This window comes from Nonomuraea sp. NPDC052129 (assembly GCF_040680095.1).
GTDB lineage: Bacteria > Actinomycetota > Actinomycetes > Streptosporangiales > Streptosporangiaceae > Nonomuraea.
In genome coordinates, this window is sequence record NZ_JBFAVX010000026.1 from 140,566 (window position 1) to 155,578 (window position 15,013).

The following is a 15,013-nucleotide window of genomic DNA, read 5'->3' on the forward strand; positions in this document are numbered from 1 at the left end:
CCAGTCTGCCACTCTGAGAGTGACCGAACTGCCACATCGAGTGATGTTCTAGGACGCATAGTGGACACGACCCGCGTGTCGAGCACGGCCTTCGACGGCACCCCGCAGGCCCCCGCGGCCGCGCGGCGCTTCGTACGTCAGGTGCTCGGCGAATGGCAGCTGAGCCACCTGACCGAAGACGCCGTTCTGCTGACCAGCGAACTCGTCACCAATGCCGTGGTGCACGCGGGCACGGGGCTGGAGCTGACCTGCCGGCTCGACCCGAACGCCATCCCGACCAGGCTGGAGATCGAGGTCGACGATCACCACCCGGCCCTGATCGTGCCGGCCGCCGAGTCGCCGCCGCCCGAGGGCATGGCCACGAGCGGGCGCGGTCTGGCGCTGGCGGGCATGCTCGCCGACGCCTGGGGCGTCACGTACACGGGCGCCGCCAAGCGGGTCTGGGTCCGCATGGAGCTCGACAAGGGGTGCGGCCACGAGAGCGCCTCCGGCATCCCCGCCACGAAGGCCGCCTCGGTCTCGGCCTCCACGGAGACCCTGCACGTCGCCGTCATCGTGAGCGATCTCGACGGCCGGATCGTCACCTGGAACGCCGAGGCGGAGGCACTGCTCGGCTGGCCCGCCGCCCAGGTCGTCGGCGAGCCGCTGGCGGAGCTGGTCGCCTGGCGCAGGCACGGCCCGTGCGCGCTGTCGCTGTCGGACACGCTCGGTCTGGGCCGCTGGCGCGGCGAGTCCAGGATGCGGCACCGCGACGGGGACCTGCTCCCGGTCTACATCTCTCACCTGCGCACCGACGGCCGCGCGCGGGACCGCCGGTCGATCTGGATCGTGGTGTCCAGCGACCACCGCTATGTTCTGGCCTCCCCGCCCGCCCCGCTCAAACGGGAGCAGGGCGGCCGCATCAAGGACCTGCTCGACCACGACATGCCGCTGGACGAGTTGCTCGACACCATCGCGCAGATCGTCCAGCTGTCCAGCGCGGCCGACGCCGCCTATGTGCTGGTACGGGCCGAGGGCGGCAACCGGTTCGGCGTCGCGGCGGGCACCGGGGCGACGGCGGGGCTGGTGGGGGTGGTGGCGGCGGGCGTGTTCGGCGTGGAGCGGCAGGCGCCGGTGATGTTCGACGACCTGCTGGCCACCGACGTCGAGCTGGCCCAGCGGCTCCAGGCCAGGTCGCTGGTGTGCGCGCCGCTCGTGGTGGCGGGCGAGGTGACCGGCTACCTCGTGGCGACCGCCGCCGAGCCCGGCCGGTTCGACCAGGCGCTCACCGCGAGCCTGCAGCACATCGCGGACCAGGTGGCGGTGACCGTGCAGCGCGAGCGACTGGCCGAGCGCGACCGGGCGCATCGGGGCCGGCTGTCGTTCCTCGCGGAGGCCGGCGAGCTGCTGGCGGGCGTGCACGACGAGGAGCTGATCGCGGCTCTGACGGCCCAGCTGGTCGTGCCTAAGATCGCCACCTGGGCGGCGGTCTACCTGACCGACCTGGCGGGCATGACCAGGCTCGCGCACGTGTGGCACAGCGAGGAACGCCACAACGCCGACCTGCGCCAGGCCCTGCCCGTCATCCCGCGCGCGGCGCTGGGCGAGGTGACCTGGCCGGTCGGGCCGGAGAGCGTGCTGTCGTTCCCGCTGCTCACCCAGGGCCGCTCGCACGGCGCGCTGGTGATCGGGCGCGTCGAGCCGACCCTTCCGCTGGAGCTGGCCGACCTGCTCGCCGACCTGTGCCGCCTGGTGGCGCTCAACCTGCACACGGCCATGCTCTACTCGCGGCAGGCGACCACGTCACGGGTGCTGCAGCGCAGCCTGCTGCCCATGCGGGTGGCGCCGATGCCGGGGCTGGAGTCGGCGGTCGTCTATGAGCCCGCCGAAGAGGGCGCGCATGTCGGCGGCGACTTCTACGACCTGTTCACCGTCGGCGACCACTGGTGCTTCGCCCTCGGCGACGTCTGCGGCAGCGGTCCGGAGGCCGCCGCGGTGACCGGGCTGGCCCGCCACGCCGTACGGCTGCTGGCCAAGGAGAACTACACCGTGTCCGACATCCTCGACCGGCTCAACCAGACGCTGCTGGATGAGGGCGAGGACGGCCGCTTCCTCAGCCTGCTCTGCGGCGAGCTGACGCCGCTGCCCCAGGGCGGCGCGCTGTGCACGCTCGCCTCGGCGGGCCATCCCCCGCCCCTGCTGCTGCGCGCGAACGGCGAGGTCCAGCCCGTCGCCACCTCGCAGCTGCTGCTGGGCATCGACGGCGACGCGCGGTTCTACACCGAGACGTTCGAGCTGCTGCCCGAGGAGCTGCTGCTGTGCGTCACCGACGGCGTCACCGAGCGGCGCGACGGCGACCGGCTGCTCGATGACGACGACGGGCTGACCGCGATCTTGTCGGGCTGCTCGGGGCTGAGCGCGCACGCCGTGGCCGAGCGGATCCGGCAAGTGGTCGAGTCGTTCGCCACCGAGCCGTCGAACGACGACGTGGCGCTCCTGGTGCTCCGCGCCACGACCGCGCTGCGGGCAGGCGGTCAGGTGGTGAACCGGTAGGAGCGGTCGGTCAGCTGGTGAACCGGTAGGAGGTCGTGGAGGTGCGGGTCTCGCCCGGCCGCAGCACGGTCGAGGGGAACTGCGGCTGGTTGGGCGAGTCGGGGAAGTGCTGCGTCTCCAGGCACAGACCCGCGTGCGGTCCGTACGGCGTGGCGACGCCGTCCAGCATGCCGCCCGCGTAGAACTGGACCCCCGGCTCGGTGGTCGTGACCTCCATGGTCAGACCGCCGACCGGCTCGGTCACCCGGATGCCGCCGTCGAGCACGAAGCAGTGGTCGTAGCCGCCGTCGTAGCGCTCGCCCACCGCGTGCGGCGTGGTGAAGTCGAAGGCCGTGCCCTTGACCGGCGCCGGCTCGCCCGTGGGGATCTTGTCCTCGTCGACGGGCAGGTAGTGCTCGGCGTCCATCTGGATCACGTGCCCGAGCACGTCGCCGCCGCCCGCCAGGTTGAAGTAGGAGTGGTTGGTGAGGTTGACGACGGTGGGCGCGTCGGTCTCGGCCGTGTAGTCCAGGCGCAGGGCGTCGTCCTCGAGCGTGTAGGTGATCGAGGCGGTCAGCGTGCCCGGATAGCCCTGGTCGCCGTCGGGGCTGGTCAGCGTGAGCGTCACGGAGGAGTCAGTGACCTCGGAGACCGTCCACACCTTGCGGTCGAAGCCACGGTTGCCGCCGTGCAGGCTGTTGGGCCCGTTGTTGAGCGGCAGGCGGTGTTCGACATCGTCGAGGGTGAAGCGGCCACCCGCTATGCGGTTGCCGTATCTGCCGACGACGGCGCCGAAGTAGCGGCTGCGGGTGAGGTAGTCCTCCAGCGTGGGCAGTCCGAGCACCACGTTGACGCCGGACACCTCCAGCGACTGCAGGATGGCGCCGTACGTGAGCACGCTCGCGCGCAGCCGTCCCGAGGACAGCTCGACGCGCTCGACCTGTTCACCCGACGGCAGCGTTCCGAACATCATCTGTGTGCCTTTCCCGTGGACTCGCGGACGATCAGGGCCGTCTCCAGCATCGTGGCGGCGGCGGTGGCCGCCGAGTCGACCGACTGGAGCAGCAGGTCTACGGCGATGCGGCCGGCGGCGGCGGTGGGCATGGCTATCGTGGTCAGCTTCGGGCGGCTCAGCCGGCCCGGCACGATGTCGTCCACGCCGATCACGCTGACGTCTCCGGGGACGCTCTTGCCCCGCTCGGCGAGCCCCTCGATGAGGCCGATGGCGACCAGGTCGTTGTAGGCCAGCACGCCGGTCGCGCCCGAGGCGATGACGTCGGTGGCCGCGGCCAGGCCGCCCAGCTCCGTCGGCGGGTTGGGGCCGAGGAAGACGACGTCCACGTCGTTCATCGCGGCGGCCGCCTCCTGCATCTCCTTGCTGGTCCACGACCCGCTGGGCCCGGTGACCAGCGCGATGCGCCGGTGCCCGAGCGCGGTGAGGTGTTCGACGGCCTGCCTGGCCCCGCGGCCCACGTCCATGAGCACGGTCGGCATGCCCTTGGCCCGGCGGTTGACCACGACGAACGGCACCTCCTCGCGCAGCCGCTCTATCGTCCGGTTCGTCAGGCGCGGGCTGCACAGCAGCACGCCGTCGACCTGCTTGGTGAGGGTCTGGATCAGATCCTCCTCGACCTGCGGGTCTTCATCGGTGTCGGCCACGAACACGTGGTAGTCGCGGAGCCTGGCCTGCGCCTGGGCGGCCTTGATCAGCGGCGGGAAGAAGGGATTGGCGATGTCGGCCACGATGAGGCCGATGTTGTGGGTGCGGCCCGTGGTCAGCGCTCGCGCGGCGCGGTTGGGCCGGTAGCCGAGATCCTCGGCGATGGCGAGCACGCGGGTGCGCGTCTCGGGGTTGACCAGGTGGGGCGCGGAGAACGCCCGGGACACCGTGGAAACATGCACGCCCGACGCCTCAGCCACGTCACGAATCGTCACCGCCACGCTTGGCCTCCTCCGACCGTACCTAGTACTTTAGTGCAATCGTTTGTATCACTGTCAATCAGCCATCCCCGCCGGATTTTTCACCCAAATCCCCACCATATCTCTTCATATGGCCAGACCACCTGGTGCGAGAAGGCCATGCCGCTTGACGTTCTCCCGGCCCCGCCTCGATACTTTCTGCAACCGGTTGCTGTATCCCAAGCAGGAGTGGTGAACGACCGATGACACGAACACTGGTGACCGGCAGCGCCGGCCGGCTAGGGCGCAGCGTGGTCGCCTCATTGGCTCAGGCCGGTCATGAGGTGATCGGCATCGACGTCACACCGGGCACTCCCCCCGAGGCCGCGGTCACCCTGCCCGCCGACCTGACGAACCTGGGCGAGGCGTATGACGTCATGGCCCGCTTCCGGCCCGACGCCGTGATCCACCTGGCCGCTATCGCGACCCCGTTCAGCCGTACCGACGGGCTGACCTTCCGTACCAACACCCAGCTCGCCTTCAACGTGTGCGCGGCCGCGAGCAGCACCGGGGTCGGCAAGGTGGTCGTGGCCAGCAGCCCGACCGTCATCGGCTACGGCGCGCCCGGCGGCTGGACGCCCAGCTATCTGCCCATCGACGAGGAGCACCCCGTCGCGCCGTGGAACGCCTACAACCTGTCCAAGGTCGTGGCCGAGCAGACGATGGCGTCGTTCGCGCGCAGCTCGGAGACACGGTTCGCGGCGGTGCGGCCGTGCTTCGTGGTAGCTCCTGAAGAGTGGGCGGGCGCGCCCACCCAGTCGGGCCACACGATCGTCGAACGGCTGGACCGGCCGGACATCGCCGGGGCCTCGCTGTTCAACTACCTCGACGCCAGGGACGCCTCCGACCTGATCTCGGTGCTCCTCGAACGCCTGCCCGACCTGCCCAACGGCGAGGTGTTCTTCGCGGGGGCGGCCGACGCGCTGGCCCGCGAGCCCCTGGCGGAGCTGCTCCCCGCCGTCATCCCCTCGACCGCCGCCGCGGCCGCGAACCTCACCGGGACCTCTCCCGCCTTCACCTCCGCCAAGGCCGGGCGGATGCTGGGCTGGACGCCCAAGCGCTCGTGGCACACCGAACTGGAGACCGGATGAACCTCAGCGGAGTCCTCTTCTTCCCCGTGACCCCCTTCGACCCCGACCACGGGCTGGCCGAGGAGGTGCTGGCCGAGCACATCAGGCGCGGGCTCCGGCACCGGCCCGGCGCGGTGTTCGCGGCCTGCGGCACGGGTGAGTTCCCCGCGCTGTCGGAGGCTGAGCACGCCACGGCCGTCCGGGTGGCCGTCGAGACCACGGCCGGCCAGGTCCCGGTCTTCGCGGGGGCCGGCGGCCCGCTCGGCGCGGCGCTGAGCCAGGCCCGCGCGGCCCGCGAGGCGGGCGCCGACGGCCTGCTGCTCATGCCCCCTTACCTGGCCAAGGGCCCCAACGAGGGCTTCACCGCCTACGTACGCGCGGTCGCCGCGATCCTGCCGGTCATCATCTACCAGCGCGACGCGGTGGCGCCCACCCCCGAGCAGGTCGTGGAGCTGGCCAGGATCCCGGGCGTGATCGGTCTCAAGGACGGCCTGGGCGACATCGACCTCATCCAGCGCACGATCCTGGCGGTGCGCAGGGAGATCGGCGAGGAGTTCCGGTTCTTCAACGGGCTGCCGACGGCCGAGCTGACGATGGGCGCCTACCGGGGCATCGGCGTGGAGCTCTACTCCTCCGCCGTCTTCGCCTTCGCGCCGGAGATCGCCACCGCGTTCCTGAACGGCGCCGACCACCTGCTCACCGAGTTCTACGAGCCGCTCGTACGGCTGCGCTCCAAGGTCCCCGGCTACGCCGTCTCCCTGGTCAAGGCCGGCGTACGCCTCGGCGGCCTGGACGCGGGCCCGGTACGCCCGCCCCTGGTCGACGCCTCGCCCGAGCACGTGGCCGAGCTGAAGGCCCTGATCGAACACGGGCGGTCGCTGGCAGGCGCCTCATGATCCGTGACCTGAAAGTGAGCGCTCACACCGCCGAGCTGTCCAGGCCGTGGGGGCCGGACGTGCCCGTCAACCACGTCATGGTCGTGGAGCTCACGCTCGACGACGGCCGGACGGGCACCGGCTTCTCCTGGACGCCGCAGATCGGGGCGCGGGCCGTACAGGCGCTGCTGGAGAACGACATCCGCGAAGCCGTCATCGGCCTGGACCCGCACCCCGAAGTGGTGTGGGACCGGCTCTGGCGGCACCTGCGCGAGGCCGGGCCCGGCGGGATCACCACCGTCGCGCTGGCCGGGGTGGACCTGGCGCTGTGGGATCTGCGCTGCGGCGAGCGCGGCCTGGCCGACGTGCTGGGGCGGCGCAGGGACACGGTGCCGGTCTACGGCAGCGGGGTGAACCTGCACTACTCGCTGGAGGAGCTGGTCGCCCAGGCCGAGCGGTGGAAGGCCGCGGGCTATCCCGGGATCAAGATGAAGGTGGGCCGGCCCGACCTCGCCGAAGACGTCGAGCGAGTGGCCGCGGTCCGCGAGGTCGTCGGCCCCGGCACGCTGCTGATGATCGACGCCAACCAGCGCTGGGACCTGCACCGGGCCCGTCGCGCCGTCGAGACGCTGGCCCCGTACGACCTGCACTGGCTGGAGGAGCCGCTGCCCGCCGACGACGTCGCCGCGCACGTGGAGCTGCGGCGGTCCGTGGACGTGCCCATCGCGGTCGGCGAGAACGTCTACACCGTCTACGGCTTCCGCGACCTGCTGACGGCGGGGGCCTGCGACATCGTGCAGCCCAATGTGGTCAGGGTGGGCGGAATCACCCCGTTCTTGCGCATCACCGAGCTGGCCCGGACGTTCGACGTACCGGTCTACCCGCACCTGCTGCCCGACCTGTCGGCGCAGCTCGCGCTGGCTCTGCCGCTGCCGTGCATGGCCGAGGAGGTCGAGGACGCCTCGTTCGCCGCGCTGGGGTTGCTGGCCGAGCCGTATCCCGTCCACGTGAGCGACGCGAAGGTGCGCGTCGGTGAGCACCGGGGGCTCGGCCTCCACTGGAGATGACCATGCGGGTCGTACTCGCCGGAGCACAGGGGTTCGGCGCCCACTACCTCAACCGGCTGCGGAAGCTGGCCGGCCAGATCGAGCTGGCGGGCGTCTGCGACGTGCGGCCGGTCGCCCCCGAAGACCTCGACGGGCTCGGCACGCCGGAGTTCTCCACCGACCTGCCCGAGCTGATCAAGCGGACCGGCGCGCAGATCGCCATCCTGGCGACCCCGATCCCGACGCACGCGGACCTGACGCTGGCGGCTCTGGCGGCCGGCGCGCACGTGCTGGTGGAGAAGCCGACGGCGGCCACGCTCGCCGACTTCGAGCGCATGGAGCAGGCCGCCGCCGAGGCCGGTCTCGCCTGCCAGGTGGGCTTCCAGAGCCTCGCGTCCGCGGCCCTGCCGGAGGTGCGCCGGCTGATCGCCGAGGACACGATCGGCCGCGTGACCGGCATCGGGGTGACGGGGGCGTGGCCGCGGCCCGCCTCCTACTTCACCCGCAGCTCCTGGTCGGGACGGCGCCGGCTCGACGGCGTGGACATCGTGGACGGCGCGCTGACCAACCCGTTCGCGCACGCCGTCGCCACCGCCCTCGCCGTGGCGGGCGCCGAGGAGCGCGGCGCGGTCACGTCGGTCGAGGCGGAGCTGTTCCACGCCAACGCCATCGAGTCGGACGACACCTCGGCCATCCGCGTCCACCTGGCGGACGGGCCGCCGATCGTGGCCGCCGTGACGCTCTGCGCCACCGGGCGCGACGAGCCGTACGTGGTCGTCCACGGCGAACGGGGCACGATCACGTTCACGTACACGGTGGACGAGGTCCGCGTCGGCGACGGCCCCGTGCGTCGCTTCCCCCGGGCCGACCTGCTGGAGAACCTCGTCGAGCACGTACGCTCCGGGGCTGAGCTGATCGTGCCGATCCACCGGACCGGGGCCTTCATGGAGGTTCTGGAGGCCATCAGGGTCGCGCCCGATCCGCTGCCGATCTCCCAGGACCACCAGGACCTCTCCGGTGAGGGGCCGGTGCTGCCCGGCATCGCCCAGGTGGTCGAGTCCTGCGCGGAGCGGCTGGAGCTCTTCTCCGAGCTGGGCGTGAGCTGGGCCGTGCCGCTGATGGTGGCCGACCAGGTGGTGGCCGAGTACGTCACGCGGCCCGACCTGCCGATCACCGCGGCCCCGCGCCCCTATCTCCACCCGGTCCGCACGCTGGGCGGCACGGTGGTGACCGAGCTGCAGCCGGCCGACCATCCGCACCACCTCGGCGCCGGGGTGGCCGTCACCGATGTCGGCGGCCGCAACTTCTGGGGCGGCCGGACGTTCGTCAGGGACCAGGGGCCTCAGTGGCTGGACGACCACGGGATCCAGCGGCATGTGTCGTTCACCGGGCGCGACTCCTCGGGCTTCGCCGAGACGCTGCTGTGGCAGCGGCCGGGCGAGGAGCCGGTGGTGCGTGAGGAGCGGACCGTGCGGGCCGTCCCGCTGTCGCGGGGCTGGGCGCTGGACTTCGGCTTCACGCTGCGCAACCTCACGGGCGCGCCGCTGACGATCCAGAGCTCGGCCACCAAGGGCCGGACCGGGGCGGGCTATGGCGGCTTCTTCTGGCGGGCGCCGGTGGCGTCGCGGGGGTTGGGCGTGTTCACCGCGTCAGACGAAGGCGAGGAGCTGGTCCACGGCTCCCGGGCGCCCTGGCTGGCGCTGGCGGGCGAGGACTGGACGCTGGTGTTCGTCCGGGCGGGGGACGAGCCGTGGTTCGTCAGAGTGGCGCAGTATCCCGGTGTGGGCACCGCGCTGGCCTGGGACACGCCGCTGGTCTTCGAGGACGAGCTGACCAGGGGCGTGTCCGTGGTCGTGGCCGACGGGCACCTGTCCGCCACAGAGGCGGCCGGGCTAGCCGCCGAGGTGGCGCTCTAGCCAGGTGAAGGCGTGCTCCTGCATGGGGACGTCGAAGGCGTGCGGGGCGTCGAAGAAAACCCCCTCGTAGCCGCCGTCCGGGTGGCGGCGCGTGATGGCCTCGTGCGCCGCGCGCATCCCGGCCGGTGGGAACAGCTGGTCCCGTTCGCCGTACATGACCAGAAGCGGTTCGGGTGCGCGGGCGGCGACCAGCGCCGGCCAGTCGCAGACGCGCGACAGTCCGGGCGGGAAGAACATCCAGGTGTGCCCGGCGACGTAGCCGTCCAGGAGCTCGCGGTAGGTGGAGACCATCGCGGCGACGGCGACCGCGTCGACGCCGGTGTCGAACGCGCCGAGCAGCGCCGCCCGCAGGCCGCCCCCTGACAGCCCCACACAGCCGATCCGCCCGACGTCTGGGCGCGAGCGCAGGTAGGCCGCGGCGGCCAGGTCCTCGCCCGCCACCACACCGGCCAGCGAGGTGCCGAGCAGGGTGCAGTACTTCTCCAGCACATGCTCGTGGTGGCCGGCCGCGACGTCGTAGCGATCCGCCTCGGACATGCCGGGGTCGTTCGCCTGGGTGAGCACGCGCTCGGGCATGTCCGCCGGGTCGAAGCGGCGGCTGCCCCAGCCGATCACGTCGGGGACGAGTACGGCGAAGCCCCGCCTGGCCAGCTCGCTCGCGTAGGCCCGGCCGCCGTAGATCTGCTCGCGCAGCCGCAGCACCTCGGGCGTGGCCGGCTCGGGGCCGTCCGCGATCTTCTCCTTGCCCGCCCACTTCATGCCCGCGTGGCAGTGCAGCGCGAGCACGCCGGGCAGCGGTCCTTCCGCGTCGCGGGGCTTGAGCAGGTAGGCGTGGGTACGCGGGCCGAACCCCACCGACCAGGAGAGCTCCTCGCCGCTGAGGTCCGGCGTCGTCCAGGAGCGCTCGACCCGCACCTCGCGTACGGCGAGGTCGAGCGTCCCGATGGCCTCGCGGGCGGCCTTCCTGAGCGCGGGGCCGGGCGCGGCCTCAGGGAACAGGCCGTGCCGGCGCTCCGCGAGCTCGGCCAGACCGGAGAACGGCCCGAGGTGGCGCAGCTCAGGCATCGGCCAGCCCAGAGAACGGCCGGAGATGGCGCAGCTCACGCATCGGTCAGGCGCCGACGAGGCGGGTGCCGTCGGCGGCCAGGCGGACGGGCGTACCGGTGCTGGCCGAGCGGGTGGCGGCCACGCCGACCAGCACGCTGCGGATGCCGTCGCGGTAACCCGCCGGGCGCCCGAGCGGGTCATCACCGGGGCCGCGGAAGACGTCGTCGAGCAGCAGCCGGTCGCCACCGCCGTGACCACCCTCTCCCTGCTCGATGGCGATCTCCTCCGGCTCCTGCCAGTGCCGGTGCAGGGTGAGCTTCTCCCCGGCGCCGGCCATGTGCTCCTTGCCCGCGGCGCTCGGGTCGATCGCGGCGTGCTCCGGGGTCCAGGGCCGCTCGAGGACCTCCAGCTCGATCCGGCCCTCCGTGCCGTTGAACACCACGCGGTAGCCCTCGTACGGGGCGTGCGCGGTGAGCGAGTACGTGAGCATGGCCCGGTTGGCGTAGCGGACCAGGACCGACATGTTGTCGTCGATCGTCACGCCCGGTCCGAAGACGTCCTGGTCGCGGATGTAGCCGTCCTCGTGCTCGGCGTCCAGGTAGAGGCGCTTGAGCCGCTCGTCGGTGGAGATGTCGAGGATGAACGGGTCGGTGCCGAGGCCGGGCGCGCCCTGGCCACGGGCGGGGCGCGGGCCCCTGGGCAGGGCCTGGCCGTAGAAGCGCAGGTCGGTCTGGGCGAAGACGAGCTCGGGCGCCGCCGCCAGCCACCAGTTGACCAGGTCGAAGTGGTGGGTGGACTTGTGTACCAGCAGGCTGCCCGAGTTGGCCTTGTCGCGGTGCCAGCGGCGGAAGTAGTCGGCGCCGTGGATGGTGTCGAGCACCCAGTCGAAGTGGACCGAGGTGACGTCGCCGATCGCGCCTTCGCTGATCAGCTTCTTCACCGCCGAGTTGCGCGGCGAGTAGCGGTAGTTGAAGGTGACCACCAGCTTGCCCGGGTTGCGCTCGGCGGCGGCGGCGATGGCCTCGCAGCCCTCGGCGTCGACGGTGAGCGGCTTCTCCACGATGACGTCGAGGCCCGCGTCGAGGGCGGCGACGACATAGCGGGCGTGGGTCACGTCCACCGTGGTGACCACGACGGCGTCGGCCAGCTCCAGCAGCTTGCCGAACTCGTCGGGGGCGAAGCACGGCACCTGCTGGCCGATGCGCTCGACGTAGTAGTTCATGCGCGTCTGGTTGACGTCGCAGAGGCCGACGATCGTACCGGTGTCCCGCCAGTCACCCAGCAGGGCATCGACGTACATCTGGGCGCGATGGCCGAGTCCGACGAAGGCGTACCTGGTGCTCAACTTCTCTCCCCGAGTCGTGGAGTGGGGGCTGGGGGCTGTCGCGCCCCCAGCCTGGATCAGACCTCAGCCGGCGATGGCCGCGTTGGCTTCGGTCAGGAACTTCTGCGCGCCGGCGTCCGGTGTCGTCTTGCCGAAGAGGACCTCTTCGCTGTTGCGCTTGAGGATGTCCTCCATCTGCAGCGCGCCCTTCGGCGGGGCGACGATCGGGCTCAGCTCGCCCTTGACGGCGTCGATGAAGGTCAGCGTCTTCTGGTCGACGGCCGGCAGCTTGCCCTTCACGGCGGCGAGCACCTTGGCGTTGGTCGGCAGGCCACGGTCGCTCAGCAGGATCGAGGCCGCGTCCGGGTCATTGACCAGGAAGTCGATGAACTTGCCGGCTTCCGCGGGGTGGTCGGACTTGGCGGAGGCCGTGTAGAACATCGACGGCTGCAGGAACATGCCGCCGGTGGTCGCGCCCGCCGTCTTGGGCATCCGCATCAGGGTCAGCTCCTGGCCCGACGCCTTGGACAGGGCGTTGAGCTGGTTGCTCCACCACATGCCCATCGCGCCCGCGTTGGTGGCCAGCAGCGACTGCTCGGGGCCCACGGAGATCAGTTCGGCGCTCTTGGCGGCGTCTGCGGAGCCCTTGGTCTGGATGAGCTGCTGGTGGATGCCCCACCACGCCTTGAGCGTTTCGGGCGTCACCCCGATCTTGTTGCCGTCGTAGAACTTCTCGCCGCGCTGGGCCGCGAAGATCTGCAGCCAGGCGGGGTTGTAGTTGTACTCGGCTCCGTTGACCCCGTTGCCGGCCGCGGAGATCTGCTTGGCCAGGTTGATCCAGTCGTCCCAGGTCCAGGACTTGTCGTCAGGCAGCTTCTGCTTGGCCTTCTCCAGCGCCGACTTGTTGACGAGCATCGAGAAGGTGTTGACGCCGCTCGGGATGGCGTACTGCTTGCCGTCGACCTGGCCGCTGGTGAGCACCTGCTGGTCGAGGTCGGCGGTGTTGACCTTGCCCGCCAGGTCGGCCAGGGCGTTGCGGCCGGCGTACTCGCTCAGGCCGCGGATCTCGATGCTGATGACATCGGGCGAGTCGTTGGCCGCCACCTTGGTGGCCAGCTTCTCGTAGTAGCTCTCCCAGTTGGAGAAGTCGCCCTCGACGTCGATGGTCGGGTTCTTCTCCTCGAACTTCTTGATCACCTGTTCGGTGAGCTTCTGCCGCGCGTCGCTGCCCCAATAGGAGAAGCGGAGATGGATCTTGTCGCCGCTCGCCTTGTCGCCGCTACCGCCGCCACAGCCGGCGGCGGCCGTCATGACGGCCGCCGACAGCAGGGCGACGGTCCACATCATCCTAGGCTTCACAGCTCTACCTCCTGGTGAAGAGTTGCGGGGGGTGTTACTTCAGTCCGGTGGTCGCAACACCACGAATCAGATATTTCTGACCGGCAAGGAAGAAGCCGAAGATCGGCCCCAATGACACGATCGACATCGCGAACATGGGGCCCCACGACGACTCGCCACTGGAGTCTAGGAAGGAGCGGAGTGCAACGGCCACTGTGAGATTGTCCGAGTTTGTCAGGTAAAGGTTCTGACTGAAGAAGTCGTTCCACGTCCAGATAAAAGTGAAGATGCCGGTCGTCGCGAGCGCCGGGGTGCAGAGCGGGAGAATCACCTGGAGGAAGACCCTCCAGTAGCCCGCGCCGTCGATGGCCGCGGCCTCGTCCAGCTCTCTCGGCAGGGTGCGGATGAACTGGACCATGAGGAAGATGAAGAACGCGTCCGTGGCCAGGAACTTGGGCACGATCAGCGGCCAGATCGTGTTGATCCAGTCGAGCTTGGAGAACACGATGTACTGCGGCACCACCGTCACGTGGTACGGCAGCATGATCGAGCCGAGCATGACCGCGAACCAGAGCTTCTTCAGCGGGAAGTCCAGCCGGGCGAAGGCGTACGCGGCCAGCGAGCAGGCGACCAGATTCGCCACCACGGTCAAGCCCGTAAGGACGGCGGAGTTCCACAGGTAGTAGCCGAAGGAGTGCTTGAGCGCGGTCCAGCCCTCGCTGTAATTCTCCAGCGTGAAGCTGCTCGGCCACAGGCCGGGCTCGCGGAAGATCAGGTCCTCCGGCTTCAGCGAGCTGGACACCATCCAGAGCAGCGGATAGAGCATGACCAGGCCGAAGCCGATCAGCAGGATGTGCTTGAGGACGCGGCTGCCCCGCGGAAGCGGGCGGAACAGCAGCGGCAGCGGCTTACTTCGTGTCGCCATAGAAGACCCAATACTTCGACGCGAGGAAATTCACGCCGGTCAGTCCGGCGATGATGAGCAGGAGGACCCAGGCCATGGCGGCCGCGTAGCCCATCTCGTAGCTCTTGAAGCCCTTCAGATACAGGTAGAGCGTGTAGAAGAGCGTGGAGTCGACCGGACCACCCGTGCCGCTGCTGACGATGAACGACTGGGTGAAGGACTGGAACGACTTGATCACTTCGAGCACGAGGTTGAAGAAGATGATCGGCGTCAGCAACGGCAGTGTGATCGAACGGAACTGCCGCAACCTGCTCGCCCCGTCGACCGCCGCCGCCTCGTAGTAGCTCTGCGGAATCTGCCGCAGCCCGGCCAGGAAGATCACCATGGGTGCGCCGAACGTCCACACGTGCAGCAGGATCAGCGTCCCGAGCGCGGTGTCGGGGTCGGAGACCCAACCGGCGCCCTGGATGCCGAAGACGTCCAGCACGGCGTTGACCAGGCCGTCACTACCGAAGAGCTTGCGCCAGAGGATGGCGATCGCCACGCTGCCACCGAGCAGGGAGGGCAGGTAGTAGATCGAGCGATAGAACGACAGACCACGCAGGCCCCGGTCGAGCGCCAGGGCCAGGGCGAGCGCGAAGGCCAGCTGCAAAGGCACCGACACGACCACGTAGATCGTGGTCACCTTCAGCGAGGTGAGAAACCGCGTGTCGACGGTGAAGAGCTTGCTGTAGTTGTCCCACCCGACCCACTTGGCCGCTTCGAGCAGGTTGTAGTCGGTGAACGACAGGTACAGCGACGCCAGGATCGGGCCGACCGTGATCACGAACAGGCCGATGAACCACGGCGCGAGGAAGACGTAGGCCGTGCGGGCTTCACGCCGTTTGTGAGCGTTAACGGGTGAGATGCGGCGACGCCCACCGGGCGGTTGCGCGCGTGGTGGCACGGTCGCAACCGCGCTGTCCGGGGTTACAGACATTCATGCACCCCTCGTATCAGGGCTTGCCCGGCTCGGCGGGATGG

General features: G+C 70.4%; 12 protein-coding genes. 5 read left to right on the top strand and 7 right to left on the bottom strand.

The window, feature by feature from the left end; genetic code table 11:
* Positions 1–60 precede the first annotated feature (60 nt).
* On the top strand, positions 61–2,532 hold the full coding sequence (locus tag AB0L53_RS40985; RefSeq protein ID WP_364006344.1) for a SpoIIE family protein phosphatase: 2,472 nt from the start codon (positions 61–63) through the stop codon (positions 2,530–2,532).
* Between the two features lie 10 nt (positions 2,533–2,542).
* Here AB0L53_RS40985 and AB0L53_RS40990 read toward each other — a convergent pair whose 3' ends face one another.
* Positions 2,543–3,484: an aldose epimerase family protein gene (locus tag AB0L53_RS40990; protein ID WP_364006347.1), complete on the bottom strand. Its 942-nt coding sequence runs from the start codon at positions 3,482–3,484 to the stop codon at positions 2,543–2,545.
* Entirely contained in the window at positions 3,481–4,452 is a 972-nt protein-coding gene (locus tag AB0L53_RS40995) for a LacI family DNA-binding transcriptional regulator (RefSeq protein ID WP_357656179.1), read from the bottom strand. The genes AB0L53_RS40990 and AB0L53_RS40995 overlap by 4 nt, the downstream gene beginning before the upstream one ends.
* A gap of 221 nt (positions 4,453–4,673) precedes the next feature.
* Between AB0L53_RS40995 and AB0L53_RS41000 the strand changes: the two genes are divergently transcribed.
* Genes AB0L53_RS41000 through AB0L53_RS41015 form a run of 4 tightly spaced genes read left to right on the top strand, consistent with a single transcriptional unit; the run spans position 4,674 to position 9,377 of the window.
* Positions 4,674–5,561, top strand: coding sequence for an NAD(P)-dependent oxidoreductase (locus AB0L53_RS41000; RefSeq protein WP_364006350.1), 888 nt, complete (start codon positions 4,674–4,676; stop codon positions 5,559–5,561).
* Positions 5,558–6,436, top strand: a complete 879-nt coding sequence (locus AB0L53_RS41005; protein ID WP_364006353.1) for a 5-dehydro-4-deoxyglucarate dehydratase — start codon at positions 5,558–5,560, stop codon at positions 6,434–6,436. Before AB0L53_RS41000 ends, AB0L53_RS41005 begins: the two co-directional genes overlap by 4 nt.
* Positions 6,433–7,482 (top strand): mandelate racemase/muconate lactonizing enzyme family protein, encoded by a 1,050-nt coding sequence (locus tag AB0L53_RS41010; protein ID WP_364006356.1) that lies wholly within the window; start codon positions 6,433–6,435, stop codon positions 7,480–7,482. The genes AB0L53_RS41005 and AB0L53_RS41010 overlap by 4 nt, the downstream gene beginning before the upstream one ends.
* Before the next feature lie 2 nt (positions 7,483–7,484).
* Positions 7,485–9,377 carry a DUF6807 family protein gene (locus tag AB0L53_RS41015; RefSeq protein ID WP_364006359.1) on the top strand — a complete coding sequence of 631 codons (1,893 nt, stop codon included), beginning with the start codon at positions 7,485–7,487 and terminating at the stop codon, positions 9,375–9,377.
* Here AB0L53_RS41015 and AB0L53_RS41020 read toward each other — a convergent pair.
* The 5 genes from AB0L53_RS41020 to AB0L53_RS41040 form a co-directional block, all read right to left on the bottom strand.
* Positions 9,354–10,442 carry a dienelactone hydrolase family protein gene (locus AB0L53_RS41020; protein WP_364006362.1) on the bottom strand — a complete coding sequence of 363 codons (1,089 nt, stop codon included), beginning with the start codon at positions 10,440–10,442 and terminating at the stop codon, positions 9,354–9,356. The genes AB0L53_RS41015 and AB0L53_RS41020 overlap by 24 nt on opposite strands.
* Positions 10,443–10,488: 46 nt before the next feature.
* On the bottom strand, positions 10,489–11,769 hold the full coding sequence (locus AB0L53_RS41025) for a Gfo/Idh/MocA family oxidoreductase (protein ID WP_364006365.1): 1,281 nt from the start codon (positions 11,767–11,769) through the stop codon (positions 10,489–10,491).
* Positions 11,770–11,832: 63 nt separating this feature from the next.
* Entirely contained in the window at positions 11,833–13,107 is a 1,275-nt protein-coding gene (locus tag AB0L53_RS41030; RefSeq protein ID WP_357946904.1) for an extracellular solute-binding protein, read from the bottom strand.
* 34 nt (positions 13,108–13,141) lie between these two features.
* Positions 13,142–14,011 carry a carbohydrate ABC transporter permease gene (locus tag AB0L53_RS41035; protein WP_358174457.1) on the bottom strand — a complete coding sequence of 290 codons (870 nt, stop codon included), beginning with the start codon at positions 14,009–14,011 and terminating at the stop codon, positions 13,142–13,144.
* Positions 13,995–14,969: a sugar ABC transporter permease gene (locus AB0L53_RS41040; protein WP_364006369.1), complete on the bottom strand. Its 975-nt coding sequence runs from the start codon at positions 14,967–14,969 to the stop codon at positions 13,995–13,997. Before AB0L53_RS41040 ends, AB0L53_RS41035 begins: the two co-directional genes overlap by 17 nt.
* Positions 14,970–15,013: the final 44 nt, after the last annotated feature.

Coding starts and splice junctions, on each gene's coding strand:
- AB0L53_RS40990 (WP_364006347.1), bottom strand. CDS start 3,484: ATGATGTTCGGAACGCTGCCGTCGGGTGAACAGGTCGAGCGCGTCGAG.
- AB0L53_RS41000 (WP_364006350.1), top strand. CDS start 4,674: ATGACACGAACACTGGTGACCGGCAGCGCCGGCCGGCTAGGGCGCAGC.
- AB0L53_RS41005 (WP_364006353.1), top strand. CDS start 5,558: ATGAACCTCAGCGGAGTCCTCTTCTTCCCCGTGACCCCCTTCGACCCC.
- AB0L53_RS41010 (WP_364006356.1), top strand. CDS start 6,433: ATGATCCGTGACCTGAAAGTGAGCGCTCACACCGCCGAGCTGTCCAGG.
- AB0L53_RS41015 (WP_364006359.1), top strand. CDS start 7,485: ATGCGGGTCGTACTCGCCGGAGCACAGGGGTTCGGCGCCCACTACCTC.
- AB0L53_RS41020 (WP_364006362.1), bottom strand. CDS start 10,442: ATGCCTGAGCTGCGCCACCTCGGGCCGTTCTCCGGTCTGGCCGAGCTC.
- AB0L53_RS41035 (WP_358174457.1), bottom strand. CDS start 14,011: ATGGCGACACGAAGTAAGCCGCTGCCGCTGCTGTTCCGCCCGCTTCCG.
- AB0L53_RS41040 (WP_364006369.1), bottom strand. CDS start 14,969: ATGTCTGTAACCCCGGACAGCGCGGTTGCGACCGTGCCACCACGCGCG.